The sequence below is a fragment of the Pelagovum pacificum genome, from assembly GCF_016134045.1.
In the GTDB taxonomy this organism is placed as follows: Bacteria; Pseudomonadota; Alphaproteobacteria; order Rhodobacterales; family Rhodobacteraceae; genus Oceanicola; species Oceanicola pacificus_A.
This window is the reverse complement of the sequence record NZ_CP065915.1, coordinates 1581566-1594714: the sequence shown is the minus strand read 5'-3', so window position 1 is coordinate 1594714 and position 13149 is coordinate 1581566. Positions and strand designations below refer to the sequence as shown.

The following is a 13149-nucleotide window of genomic DNA, read 5'->3' as shown; positions in this document are numbered from 1 at the left end:
CGACCTAGAAATCGTCGCGGAAGAACACGAAGAGCGCCTTGTAACCCATTTTAGTCAAAAGGTTTCCACTCTCGTCATACTGCAGCGACCCGTCTCGCACGTAGCCGGACCGGGCGCTCATGCTGTCTTCCGGCGCGGATGTGAAGTAGCGCGGCACCTCTCCCCAGAGCGGACTGTCCTCGCGCCGTGCGCCACCGGGGTGCAGGATCGCGTGGACCACGTCCATGTTCTCGCAGGTCATGCGCACGCAACCGTGGCTCGCCGGCCGGCCGAGTGCGCTGTAGCGACCGTAAGTCGTGCCGTGCATCGCGACGCCGGACACCCGTCCGGAATTGTAATGGAGGTCGATGTAGACCGCCTTGTACATTCCCGGACTGCCCCAACCGGACCGATAGCGCTGCGAGCGTTCGTCGACGTTGAAGATACCGTTCGGCGTTGGTCCCGCCCGGCTGTTGCCCTGATGGAGCGCGCCGGACGACACCGGGAAGCTGTAGGCGGCCTCTCCGCCGTGGCGGGTCCAGAAGGCCTCGTCCCGCATGGCGAGGTCCCAGCCGGTGCCCTTGCGCTCCAGCACCCACATCTTCTGGCGGGCATCGCCGTAGAAGGACACATTGACGTAGAAGGCGTGGCTGTAGGCTTCGTGGACCGCCGATGGCGCGACGAAGGGCACGCTGTCATGCAGCGCGCCGGGCTCGGCCAGTCCTTCGAGGTAGTCGATGCCGAACGGGACGGCCTGGGCTGCGACTGCGGGCGTCGCAAGCGCAGCGGTACCGGTCGCCAGAAACTGGCGGCGAGACAGGATCATGGCAGCAACTCACCCTCTACCCCAGGCCGGTCAGACCGTGCAGCAACTCCCTCAGTTGCGCGAACAGGTCGGGCACCCCCAGCGTGGCCCGGACCTCTTCAAGTCCGACGACGGCTTCCAAAATTGCATCATCAATTGCCCCAGCGTCAGGGATGGCGAACATCAAGTCAAGAAATTGCTCGCCCGAGAAGAGCCAGACCACCAGAAGGCAGGCCCAGAGCGTTGCGATGAAGACGATGTTGCGTGCCATCCGCCCCCCTCAGAACTGGAAATAGATGAAGGGAGCGACGCCGTCCTGCGCCACGGCGAAGCACAGCAGCACACCGACCGACAGGACCAGCGCCTGGAACGCAGCGGGCGCGGCGATCAGCGCGCGCTCGGCCCCGTCCCGCCAGCGCAGCGGCAGCCAATTCATCGCTAGCCCGATCGCCAGCAGGACGACGGCCTGCAGCGTGAGTGCGGTCGGTGCCATGCCCTCGGCCCGGAACATCGCCGACAGGATCGCAGTCGTGTCGCCGAATGTCGGCGCCCGGAACGGGATCCAGAGCAGGAACACGATCACTAAGGTCACCGGGATCGCAAGGAACGACAGTGGCCTGAGCTTGCCGGAAATGCCACGCTCGATCGCGAGCGCCGCACCGTGCAGGAACCCCCAGAGCAGGAAGTTCCAGCCCGCCCCGTGCCACAGACCGGACAGGGTCATGGTGGTCAGCACGACCAACGTCCGACGCAGGGCGCCGCCCCGGTTGCCGCCGAGCGGGATATAGAGGTAGTCGCGGATCCAGCTGGACAGCGAGATATGCCAGCGCCGCCAGAAATCGGCGAGCCCGGCAGCACGGTACGGCTGGTTGAAGTTCACCGCGAACCGGTAGCCGAGCAACAGCGCCACACCGATGGCAATGTCCGAGTAGCCGGAGAAATCGCAGTAGATCTGGATACCGTAACCGAGCACCGCCGCCCATGTGACGAGCGCCGCCTGACCGTCCGGGAAAGCGAAGACCGGGTCGACCAGCAGGACGGAGAGGTAGTTCGCCACTACCATCTTCTTGAACAGCCCCGACAGGATCAGCACGACCGCCGCGCCGCGCATCGCGGCATCGACCTTCTCCGGCCGGTCGATCTGCGGCAGGAAGTCCGCCGCGCGCACGATAGGCCCCGCCACGAGCTGTGGGAAGAACGAGATGTAAAGCGCCACGTCCGCAGGATTTTTCCGCGCCGCAATGGTCCGGCGGGAGACGTCCATCACGTAAGAGATCGCCTGGAACGTGTAGAAAGAGATCCCCACCGGCAGCACGATGCGCATCCAGCTCAGGTCTCGCGACAGGGCGGTATCGCCCAGCAACTGTTGCAACGACAACAGGAAGAACCCGAAATACTTGAACACCGCCAGCGCGCCGAGCAGCAGGACCAACGAGGCGACTTTCGCCACCCGGCCCCAGCGGTCGTGGTTCACGAACAGCCCGCCGAGCCACGCCACCAGCGATACGCCGGCCATGAGGAAGCAGAACCGCCAGTCCCAGACCGCGTAGAACACGTAGGAGGCTGCGATCAGGAGCGCCTTGCGCAGGCCTCCGCGGCCGCCGACCGCCGCATTGAGGGCGAGCACGATCGCGAAGAACAGGATGAACTGGAGTGTTGGGAAGACCATGCGGCGTCCGCCGCCCGCTCTACTGGAGGTCGGACTGGATCGGGTCGCTCGCCGATGCGAGCGTCGTCGCCGTCTCGACCGGGGCCAGCTCGGGGAAGCGTTCGATCAGCTGGTCGAGCACGTAGTTCGCGACAAGGGCATAGCCCTGGGGCGTGAAGTGCGAGCCGTCGGCCGTCCGCATCGAGATCGCCTGCCCGTCGATCGTCACCGTCCGCTGGAACACGCCCGTCGGCGCGGTCAGCGGCGTGAGCGGGATGAAGCTCGCACCGGCAGCAAGCGCCTCTTCCTCCATCCACGGGTTAAGCCGGGCAAGGTGGTTGTTCAGGTTGGTGCTGCCATCGGGCGCCGGGCCGAGCCAGATGAGAACGGCGTCGTTCTCCGCCGCGACATCGAGGATCTTGCGGATCTGGGTGCGATAGGCGTCTTCCCAAGCGTCGGTGCCGTAGTTCGTGCGGCCCTCGGGCGCGAGCACGGACTGCATGTCGTTCGCGCCGAAGTGGGCGACCACGATATCAGGGCGCGACGCGGCTGCCATGCCCGCGAAGTTCGCCGGCCAGTCGTAGTAATCCGCACGGCTCAGCCCGGTCGACGGCCGGCCCCGCCCCTCGACGATCATCGGCAGATCACGGGCGCCCGCGCGCTGTTCGAGCAGCGTGCCGAAGCCGGAGGCGAGCGAGTCGCCGATCACCAGCATCCGGGCCGGATCGGCGCTCGTGATACCAGGGCGCAGGGTCTGGCCCGTTTGCGCGATGGTCGCGACCTTGGGCTGCGTCAGCGAAAGACCGAGGTCCTGCGCGGCAGCGGGCGTCGAGAAGGCGAAGGCAGCGGCGGTAATGCCGCCGACGAGACATGCAAAATGTTTCACTGTAAAGTCAGTCCGTCCAGCCCGGCGGCGCGATCGCCCGCCGAGAATATCTTTTCCACGTCGCCGTGCAGGAGACCTGCCACGACGTCGTACCCCAGTTCGGTGAAGTGCACCTGGTCCGTGACGCGCATCTGGCGCATGGATCCGTCATATTGGGCCGTCATCACGAACTCGTCGCCCCCGAAGGTGGTCGGCTCGTGCGTATCGACGAACTTGGCGCCGGCAGCGGTCACGGCGGCCTCCTGCAGCGCGGTGATTTCGCGGTAGCTCGGCTCGAACCGCTCCTGCCCGACGATGGGCAGACCCATCCAGACGACCTGCGGAGCGGTGCCCTGCAAGGCCGTGACCAGCCGCTCGGCGCGGTCCTGGTAGGTCGCGCGCCACTCGTCGGTGCCGAAAGTGTGGCGGGTCGTGCCCTCACGGATGTTGGTGATGTCGTTGGCCCCGATCTGCACCACGATCAGGTCGGCATTCTGCGCCTCGGGGCCAAGCCGGGTCATCCATTCCTCGGGCGAGGTCTTCGCAAGGCCGTCCGACACCGTCGTGCGGCGCAGCACCGTGACCTGATCGCACCGGATGAAGGCGCGGTAGAACGACCCCCAGAGGCCGTCTGCCAGAGAGTCGCCGAGCACGACGATGCTTGAGGGTTCGCTCGGACAGTCGAGCGAGGAGAGCGGTTCGGCACGGGACACGCCCGGGATCGCGAGAAGCAGCGCCGCGGCGGCGGCATGTACCCAATGTGAAGTCATCGGTCCCTCTGTCACTGGCCTTGCACCGAGGCGGCATAGCGGAGCACCGCGCTCGCGGTGGCGTTTCCGCCGATGCCGTCGACACGGCCGTTGAAAACGCCCGCCTGTTGCAGACGGGTCTGGATCACGCGGACCACGGGGCTCGGGCGATCGTTGATCTGGGAAGACAGCCGATCGGTGGCCGTCGGGTCGCCCGCTTCGAGCGCGGACCAGTAAAGCTCACCTGCCACATCGGCGTCAGCGGGCACGCCTTCGCCGCCGTCTTCGTAAATCTCGGCGAGGAAGGAGTTCGCGTGCGTGTAGCCCCGGTCCACCGCCGCCTGAAGCCAGCGCACGGCTTCGCGGTCGTTGGCCGGCACGCCGGAACCGATGCGGTAGAAATAGCCGGTGAAGAACTGGGCGACCGGGTTCCCGGCCTCGGCATGTTCCAGAGCGATTTCAGCTGCTTCGGCCGGCCCCTTTCCGTCGATCAGCTCGCGCGAGTAGAGCACCGTCAGCACTTCGCCCGACAGCCAGTCGCCCCGGCGCATCCCCTCGACGGCGAGTTGCTCGGCCCCTTCGTAATCTGCGACGGTGCCGTTGCCGGGAGCGTAGAGGCTGTGCGCGGCAAGACCGTAAGCTGCGGGGATCCCGGCTTCCATGCCGGCCTCATAGGCGGCCTGAGCCTCGGTCATGTTGCCGGCGGCCTGTTCGATCCGGCCAAGCGCCGTGACGGCCAGCGGGTTGCCGGGGAAGCGGGTCAGCGCGGCGCCGCAAGTGGCGCGGGCGGCGGACTGGTCGATGTCCGTCAAAAGGCGCGGTCCGCCCTGCTGCGGCAGGCCGGCAGCCTCCACACAGGGACGCGCGGCTTCTGCCTGCGCGACGAGATCGTCGAGCGCGGCCTGTGCCTCGTCCTGGCCGGAGCAGATCTCGCAGGAGGCGAGCCAGCTTTCGACCTCGTCGGCGTTGCGGGCTTCGATCGCGGCCTTGAGCGCGGACAGCTCTTCCTCGACGCGGCTGTCGTTCTCCAGCGTGGCAACGGCCTCGCGGGCATCGTCAATGAAATCGCAGGCGATGCAGGTGTCGATCCAGTCGCGCAGGCCCGGCAGGTCGTTCGAGGCCACGAGGTTGCGGAACAGGTCGTTCTCGTCGGTGCGCGCCTCTTCGGCGGCGGCGAGTTGCGTGATCGCGGCCTCGGCTTCGTCGCGGTAGGCACAGAGCTGGCAGTTCGACAGGTAGACTTCGATCCGGCCTGGCGTGTCGTCGCCGCGGATCTCGTCCCAAATGCCCTTCTCGAGCTCGAGCGCGAGCTGGCGTTCACCGATTTCCTGCTGGCGGGCGGTGAGCTCCGACTCGTTCGGGCAGTAGGTGCAGCTGTCGAGGAACTCCCCGATCTGCGCGCTGTCCGACGAGGTCATGAGGAACAGCGACTGGAATTTCTCGCGGTAGACGGCAGTTTCCATCTCGGGGAAGAGCGGCTGGCCGCCCGTCTCCACCAGCACCCGTTCGGGGTCCTGGTCCCCGCGCAGGATCAGGCTGTAGCGAGCGGCGCACGGCGCCTCGCGGGCAACGTCGCGTTCGAGCGACGCCTGCACCCAGGACATCGCCTCGGCCAGCGTGGTCTTGCCGTTGTCGTCGCCGAACGGTGCGCCATCGGCGAGGCCGCCAATCAGAGTGTAATGGATCGGGGAGCGCGCGCCCTCGCAGGTCGCCGCATCGACGCCGACCATCAGAACGCTCATGCCGAAGCCCGCCGGGTCGATCGCGGACCGAAGCTGGCCGAGCGCGCCCGCGAAGTGATCTTCGGGGTCGCTGAGGCGGATGTAGGCCGTCTGGCGGCGTTCGGGGTTCAGCGCGTCGGTCAGCGCCTTCAGCCGCTCGCCGAAGGCCTGCATCGACATCGACTCGCCCCCGACTTCGACGGAGACACCGCTTTCGCCGCTGGCGCCGCCGAGCGTGGCATCGAGTACGAGATGCAGGTCGCCGGTCTGTGCGCCGCTGGGCGAGTCCGGCGTGGCAATGAAAGTGGAGACCGGGCTCGACCGCAGGAGGGCTGCCAGCACTTCGACGTCGGCCTCACCTGCTTCCGGCAGTTCGGGGAGCGCGAGGACCTTCAGGTCCGGCGCGGCGTTGCCGGGGCGCCCTTCGCTTGGATCGGCCGACATGAAGACGAGGCGAGAGGCGCCCTCGGACGTCTTGACGTCCTCGGTCTGGGCGGCAGCAAAAGGTGCCGCCAGCGTGAGAACGGTCGAAAACGCGGTGACCAGCGAACGAAGTGCCAAACCTTCCTCCTCGGACCAAAATAGGGGCGCCGGCCCCGGCCCCCCGGTGCAGCGATCGCCTGTTGCCTTCCAAATTCCGGAGGTGGTTGTCCCCCCATCCCCGGCCAAGAATCCCGCGGCAAGCTGAGAGCGAGGTGCCCTCAGGGTCAAGTGGGGGTAAGGTTAATCGGGGACCCGTGGGTGAATGCGTTGCAGATAGGACGCGCCCGGCGCCCTTGTCTGCCAACGGTTCCGGTCGGTTAGGCCGGACGGTTCATGTGGATGATCCTGGGGATCAGCCGGCGGCCTTCTCCTCAAGCAGCAGCCATTCCTCTTCCGCCGCCGACAGCTTGTCCTGCCGCTCGCTGAGCGCCTCGGTCGCCTTGCGGAACTTCACCGGCTCGCGGGCGAAGAGGTCCGGGTCCGACAGCAACTCGCCGAGCTTGCCGATCTCCGCCTCGAGCCGCTCGATGACCGAGGGCAGCTCTTCAAGCCGGTGCTTTTCGGTGAAGCTGAGACCGGATTTCTTGGCCGCCGGCGCAGGCTCCGACGCCGCAGGCTTCGCTGTCGGGGCCTTCTGCGCGGGCGCGGTCGGCGCCGCCTCACGTTCGCCGCGCTGTGCCTGGTAGTCGGTCCAGCCCCCGGCATAGAGAACAGCAGTCCCGTCGCCTTCCATCGCAACGGTCGTCGTTGCCACGCGGTCGAGGAAATCCCGGTCGTGGCTCACCAGCAGAACGGTGCCGTCGTAGTCTCCGAGGATGTCCTGCAGCAGGTCCAGCGTCTCGATGTCGAGGTCGTTCGTCGGCTCGTCGAGCACGAGCAGGTTGCTCTCCTTCGCCATCAGCCTGGCGAGCAGCAGCCGCGCCCGCTCACCCCCCGACAGGGAGCGCACCGGCGCGCGGGCCTGCGCCTCGTCGAAGAGAAAGTCCTTCAGGTAGCCGACCACGTGCCGCGGTGTGCCGCGCACCATGACCTGGTCCGCCTGCCCCGAGACGCGCATCAGCGGGTCGCCGGTCAGGTTCTCCCAGAGCGTCGCCCCGGTATCGAGCTGCGCCCGCGCCTGGTCGAACACCGCGATCTCGAGGTTGGTGCCATGTGCGACCGCGCCCTGATCCGGCTCAACTTCGCCCAGCAACATCTTGATGAGCGTGGTTTTTCCGACGCCGTTCGGGCCGACGAAGGCGACCCGGTCGCCCCGCTGCACGGTCAGGTCGAAACCGTCCACAATGGTCTTGCCGTCATAGGCCTTCACCAGCCCCTCGGCGACGATGACCTTCTTGCCCGACTTCGGCCCCTCGTCGAGCGCGAGCGCCGCCGCGCCCTGCCGCCGGATCATCGCCGCGCGTTCGGACCGCAGGTCCTGAAGCGCGCGGACCCGGCCCATGTTGCGCTTGCGACGCGCGCTGATGCCCTCGACCGCCCAGCGGGCTTCCGCCTTGATCTTGCGGTCCATCTTGTGCCGCTGCTGGTCTTCCTCGTCCCACAGCTTGTCACGCCATTCCTCGAACCGGTCGAAGCCCTGCTCCTGCCGGCGCACCTGTCCCCGGTCGATCCAGAGCGTGGCGCGGGTCAGACGACGCAGGAAGGCGCGGTCGTGGGAGATGACGATGAAGGCGGCGCGCGTGTCGAGCAGCGCCTGTTCCAGCCACTGCACCGCCTCGATGTCGAGGTGGTTGGTCGGCTCGTCCAGCAGCATGAGCCCCGGCGCCTCGGCCATCAGCTTGGCCAGCGCGGCGCGGCGGCGCTCACCGCCGCTTGCAACCTCGACGGCGCGCGTCGGGTCGAACTTCAGCCCTTCGGCCACGGCTTCCACCCGCCAGCTTTCCGACGGATCGAGCCCCGAGGCCGCGTAGTCGCCGAGCGTCGCGCAGCCCTCCATCGTGGGCTCCTGCTCCATGTAGCCGACCGAGATGCCGGGCGGGACGGACCGGTCGCCGGTATCCGCTTCGATCAGGCCCCCCATCAGCTTCATCAGCGTCGACTTGCCCGAGCCGTTGCGCCCGACGAGCGCCACCCGGTCACCTGGCTGGACGACGAGCGAGAGGTCGGAAAAGACAGGATCGCCCCCGAAGGTGAGCGAGACATCGTTGAGCTGAAGCAGAGGAGCACGGGCCATGCCGCGCCAGCTATGCCGCCGCCCCGTCCGGCGCAAGCCCTGCCTTGCAGGCGCCGCCGCGCTCTGCGACGGTCGCGGACATGCGTGACATGATGAACCTCGCCGGCCGCGTGCTGATCGCCCTGCTCTTCCTCGGAGGCGCGCTCCAGAAAGTCGGAGACCCCGGCCCGGTGGAAGAGATGATCGCCTCGCTCGGGCTGCCCGGCTGGCTCGTCTGGCCCGTCGCGCTGTTCAACCTCGCCGCTGCCGTCTGCCTCGTTCTCGGCCCGCGCGTGACGGCGTGGGCGCTGCTGCTCGCGGGGTACTGCATCTTCACGAGCTGGTTCCACTGGCAGCTGCGCGCGGACCCGTGGCAGGTGACGATCGTCGTCAAGAACTGGGCCATCGCCGGAGGGCTGCTGATCCTCGCCGCGCAGGGCCCGGGCCGGTTCATTCTGTTCCGGCGCTGACCGCAGTTGACGGCGGGCAAAGCTGCACCTCCGTCCCCCACTCCCCGCAGCGCCGCAGAAGGTCCCCGGGCAACGGCTGATCCGTCAGGAACAGGTCGATCTCCGACAGACCGGTGATCCGGGCCGGCGCGCGCCGGCTGAACTTGGACCCGTCGGCCACGAGAAAGCTGGTGTGCGATTGCCGCAGGATCGCCTGGCTCACGCCGATTTCCTGCAGGTCGAAGTCGAGCACGTCACCGCCCGCGTCCAGTGCGGAGCAGCCGATCACCGCGATGTCGAAGCGGAACTGCCGGATCGTCGACACCGCGAGATCGCCGATCAGGCCGCCATCCGACAGGCGCAACTCGCCCCCCGTGACCACGACGCGGCAACCGTCGTTGGTTGCGAGGATGTTGGCGACGTTCATGTTGTTGGTCACCACCAGCAGGTCGCGGTGGTCGTAAAGCGCCGCCGCGACGGCCTCGGTGCTGGTGCCGATGTTGAGGAAGATGGACGACCCGTCGGGGATCCGCGCTGCGCAGGCGCGCGCGATGTCGCCCTTCGCGCCGGCGTTCAGCGCCTTGCGATCCTCGTAGCCGAGGTTTCTCGTCCGCGACGGCAGGATCGCGCCGCCATGCACCCGGTCGAGCCGTCCGGCATCCGCGAGGTCGGTGAGGTCGCGCCGGATCGTCTGGTGCGTGACGCCGAAATGCTCCGCCAAACCCTCTACCGTCACCCGCCCGTCGCGGCGCGCGATGTCGAGGATCTCGGGATGGCGAAAGGTCTGGGTCATGGGCGATCTCCGTTGCGGCCAAAGAGGCCACGCATCCGCGACAAGTCAAGCGCTTTCACATTCGTTCGTTTATGTTCGATTTGACTTTCGAATCTGCGCCGGGCTGGTATCAGCCATGGCAACCACGTCTCAGGAGGACCGGCCATGAGCGACAGCTACGATCTTTTCGTCATCGGCGGCGGCATCAACGGCTGCGGCATCGCACGGGACGCGGCTGGCCGGGGGCTCTCCGTCGGACTCGCCGAGATGGGCGACCTCGCCTCCGCGACCTCCTCCGCCTCGACCAAGCTGTTCCACGGCGGCCTGCGCTACCTCGAATATTTCGAGGTGCGCCTGGTCCGCGAGGCGCTGATCGAGCGCGAGACGCTGTTGCGCGCGATGCCTCACATCTCGTGGCCGATGCGCTTCGTGCTGCCCTATCACAAGGACATGCGCTTCGAAGGGTCGACGCCGACCTCGCGCATTCTGAACACCGTCATGCCGTGGATGAAAGGTCGCCGCCCTGCCCTCCTGATCCGGCTGGGGCTATTCCTCTACGATACGCTCGGCGGGCGGAAAATCCTGCCGCCGACCTCGACCCTCGATCTGCGCACCGCGCCCGAGGGCGCCCCGCTCGAAGACCGGTTCGAGAAGGCCTATGAATATTCCGACTGCTGGGTCGAGGATTCCCGCCTGGTCGTGCTGAACGCCCGCGATGCCGAAGCGCGCGGCGCAACGATCATGGTCCGCACCAAGGTGACCTCGGCCGAACGCGAGGACGACCACTGGCGGGTGACGCTCGAGGACGAGGACGGCACCACCCGCGAAGTCCGGGCGAAGATGCTGGTCAACGCCGGCGGTCCGTGGGTCGGCGACATCCTCCACAACCGCGTACGCAGCAACGCCCGCGAGGGCGTGCGCCTCGTGCGCGGCAGCCACATCGTCACCAAGCGGCTGTTCGACCACGACAAGTGCTACTTCTTCCAGGGCGAGGACGGGCGGATCATGTTCGCCATCCCCTACGAGGAGGACTTCACCCTGATCGGCACCACCGACCAGGAACATCACGACCCGTCGGAGAAGCCGGTCTGCACGCCCGATGAGCGGCGCTACATGATCGACTTCGTGAACCATTACCTGAAGGGCGACATCAGCGAGGACGACATCGTCTGGACCTACTCCGGCGTGCGGCCCCTCTACGACGACGGCGCACGGTCGGCGACCGCGGCGACGCGGGATTACGTGCTGAAGGTCGACACCTCGACCGGGGCGCCGATGCTGAACATCTTCGGCGGCAAGATCACGACGTACCGACGCCTCGCCGAGAGCGCGATGCGCGAGATCGGAAAGCACCTCACCGTCGCGAAGGGCGACTGGACGGCGGGTGTCCCCCTGCCCGGCGGCGACTTCGATGTGAGCGGCGTGAAAGCCCTGACCGACCGCCTCGCCGCAGATCACCCCGAGCTGACGCCCTACGCCACGCGCCGGCTGGTCCGGGCCTACGGCACGGATGCCGAGAAGATGCTGACCTCGTCAGATGACCCCGGCCCCGACTTCGGCGCGACACTCACGGGGCGTGAAGTCGCGTGGCTGATGGACAGGGAATGGGCCCGCACGGCCGAAGACGTGGTCTGGCGGCGCAGCAAGCTCGGCCTGCGGATGAGCGCGGATCAGATCGCGACGCTCGACAGCTGGATGGCGGACCGGCGGCAGCGCTGACAGGTAGATCGTGCCTTCGGAGGGGCATGTGACTTTGCTAGTCGATCAATGAAACCACAGCAAAGCGCCAGACCGCTCGCAGCGATCTTACCGTGTGTCGGCTGCAGCGATCCCATTCCAGTTTCGACCGAGCATCCGTCTTGGTTCCTTCGACCGGGCAGTCGCCGCGACCTTACGCATTGCATCAACTCGTCAGCGTCACTCAGTCGTCGCGCGCACCGCGATATGTGACGAAACCGCCTCCGGCATGCCTGATCATGGGGCGCGTCCGAATGCGCTGGTCCGTGCCGAGCCCGAGGACTCGAAAGCGATGTCGATGGCGGATACCCTGCGACCGAACTTGCCGGGCATGATCCGGGAGTTGCCCGAGCCAGGTCTCGACTTTGTGCCTCGTGCGCCTTTCGCCGGCGACGCCATACCGACACCGGCGCCGCTGTCCTGGCGCGCGCTCTGATCGGCGAAGGCCACGCGCTGCCTTTGTCGGGGCCGGGCATCCCGACGACGCTCGAATTTCAACTCGGCGGTTTCGACCCGCCCCCTGACCCACGCTGATACATGCCGCACGCCGTCTACTGACACGGCGTGCGGTGCCTTCCATCCCTGATCCATCGCGACGGTGGGTCCGCAGCTTAGAGCGTCACAACGACCTTCCTGGCTGATACTCCTTGGCGCTGCCTATCGAATGCTGACTGGATGGCCTCGAGACCATCGCCGACAACCAACGGCGGCGGTGCGGGCATGATCTGCCCAGAGGCCAGGGCCTGCGGCAGGAAATTCTCGAAAATCGCAGGGCCGAGGTCGGTCTCCATCAGCGACGTGCCCCATATCGTCGAGTGCGCCACGCCCCGCCGCTTTGCCGTGACCCAGAGACCGAACATTCCAGTCATCATGCGTGGCAGCATCTGAGTTACCAACGTCCAGGGTCCCGGCGCGTCCGGCAGAGCATCGAGATCGACCGGAAAGGTCGCCATCGCGACCTTGCGCGTGCCCTCACTTGTACCAAGCACGTCGATGCAGGCCCTGGAGGAGCCCTCGCCCATCGCGATCGCCCCGGCAACGCTATGTCCCGCGAGAGCCTGCGCGACGCGACGCGCGGCATCCGGGCCGGCATAGTCGAGCACGACATCCGCGCCGAGCCGTTCGAGATAGTCGAAGTTTCGCGGAGACGCGGAAGTCACGACCCGATATCCCGCCGCCTTGGCCAGCTGGATCGCGCAGCAGCCCACGCTGGTCGAGCCGCCCCATACCAGTACCGTCCGTCCTTGATCCGTCATGGCTCCACCGGGTCGAGGGAGATTGAGCTGGTCTGCGCCGAAGAGACCGCAAGCGGCCGTTGACAACGCCAACGGAAGCACAGCCGCTTCCTCGAAACTCATGTGATCCGGGATCGGCGCAGACAGGTCGGCCCTCACGTTGGTGAAAAGCTGAAAGGCGGCTTCGGCATCGCGGTTACGGGACTTCTCCATGCCGACGGCGAGCGAAACGACCCGGTCGCCGGGCGCAAATCTCGTGACTCCCGGCCCGACCGATTCCACCTCTCCTGCCAGGTCGAAGCCCAAAACCATGGGATAGGCACGCCAGCCATAAAGGGGCTTGCCCATCTTCTGCTTGAACCGGTCGATCGGGTTGATCGCAACCGCTCGTGCCTTCAGTCGGATCTGGCCTCGTTCGGGCGGGGTGAGTGGGGCCGAAGAGACGGTGAGCCGACCGTGTGGCACGGTGAGCCAGGCGGCGTAGTTGGATGACATGGCAGATTTCCTATCACTGATAGGCAAACAACTATCGCTGATAGGGGTGCGTTCAAGGC

General features: G+C 66.9%; 12 protein-coding genes. 3 read left to right on the top strand and 9 right to left on the bottom strand.

What is annotated here, in order from left to right; all coding sequences use genetic code 11:
• Nucleotides 1-4: 4 nt before the first annotated feature.
• The 7 genes from I8N54_RS07885 to I8N54_RS07855 form a co-directional block, all read right to left on the bottom strand.
• Entirely contained in the window at nt 5-805 is an 801-nt protein-coding gene (locus I8N54_RS07885; RefSeq protein WP_140193085.1) for a L,D-transpeptidase, read from the bottom strand.
• A 16-nt stretch (nt 806-821) separates the two neighbouring features.
• A complete protein-coding gene (locus I8N54_RS07880) occupies nt 822-1055 on the bottom strand; it encodes a hypothetical protein (RefSeq protein ID WP_140193086.1) in 234 nt (77 codons plus the stop codon).
• A 9-nt stretch (nt 1056-1064) separates the two neighbouring features.
• Nucleotides 1065-2453 (bottom strand): MBOAT family O-acyltransferase, encoded by a 1389-nt coding sequence (locus I8N54_RS07875; protein WP_140193087.1) that lies wholly within the window; start codon nt 2451-2453, stop codon nt 1065-1067.
• Between the two features lie 19 nt (nt 2454-2472).
• A complete protein-coding gene (locus I8N54_RS07870) occupies nt 2473-3318 on the bottom strand; it encodes an SGNH/GDSL hydrolase family protein (protein ID WP_140193088.1) in 846 nt (281 codons plus the stop codon).
• Nucleotides 3315-4067: a DUF459 domain-containing protein gene (locus I8N54_RS07865; protein ID WP_140193089.1), complete on the bottom strand. Its 753-nt coding sequence runs from the start codon at nt 4065-4067 to the stop codon at nt 3315-3317. The genes I8N54_RS07870 and I8N54_RS07865 overlap by 4 nt, the downstream gene beginning before the upstream one ends.
• An 11-nt stretch (nt 4068-4078) precedes the next feature.
• Nucleotides 4079-6328, bottom strand: coding sequence for an SEL1-like repeat protein (locus tag I8N54_RS07860; protein ID WP_140193090.1), 2250 nt, complete (start codon nt 6326-6328; stop codon nt 4079-4081).
• Between the two features lie 274 nt (nt 6329-6602).
• A complete protein-coding gene (locus I8N54_RS07855) occupies nt 6603-8423 on the bottom strand; it encodes an ABC-F family ATP-binding cassette domain-containing protein (RefSeq protein ID WP_140193091.1) in 1821 nt (606 codons plus the stop codon).
• Nucleotides 8424-8503: 80 nt separating this feature from the next.
• Here I8N54_RS07855 and I8N54_RS07850 point away from each other — a divergent pair, with 80 nt between their 5' ends.
• Entirely contained in the window at nt 8504-8872 is a 369-nt protein-coding gene (locus I8N54_RS07850) for a DoxX family protein (protein WP_140193092.1), read from the top strand.
• Here the strand turns inward: I8N54_RS07850 and I8N54_RS07845 are convergent.
• Nucleotides 8853-9644, bottom strand: coding sequence for a DeoR/GlpR family DNA-binding transcription regulator (locus I8N54_RS07845; protein ID WP_140193093.1), 792 nt, complete (start codon nt 9642-9644; stop codon nt 8853-8855). The genes I8N54_RS07850 and I8N54_RS07845 overlap by 20 nt on opposite strands.
• Nucleotides 9645-9788: 144 nt before the next feature.
• Here I8N54_RS07845 and glpD point away from each other — a divergent pair, with 144 nt between their 5' ends.
• Nucleotides 9789-11342, top strand: coding sequence for a glycerol-3-phosphate dehydrogenase (gene glpD, locus I8N54_RS07840; RefSeq protein WP_140193094.1), 1554 nt, complete (start codon nt 9789-9791; stop codon nt 11340-11342).
• Nucleotides 11343-11589: 247 nt separating this feature from the next.
• Nucleotides 11590-11796: a hypothetical protein gene (locus tag I8N54_RS07835; protein WP_140193095.1), complete on the top strand. Its 207-nt coding sequence runs from the start codon at nt 11590-11592 to the stop codon at nt 11794-11796.
• 175 nt (nt 11797-11971) lie between these two features.
• Here I8N54_RS07835 and I8N54_RS07830 read toward each other — a convergent pair whose 3' ends face one another.
• Nucleotides 11972-13090 carry a zinc-binding alcohol dehydrogenase family protein gene (locus tag I8N54_RS07830; RefSeq protein ID WP_140193096.1) on the bottom strand — a complete coding sequence of 373 codons (1119 nt, stop codon included), beginning with the start codon at nt 13088-13090 and terminating at the stop codon, nt 11972-11974.
• Nucleotides 13091-13149: the final 59 nt, after the last annotated feature.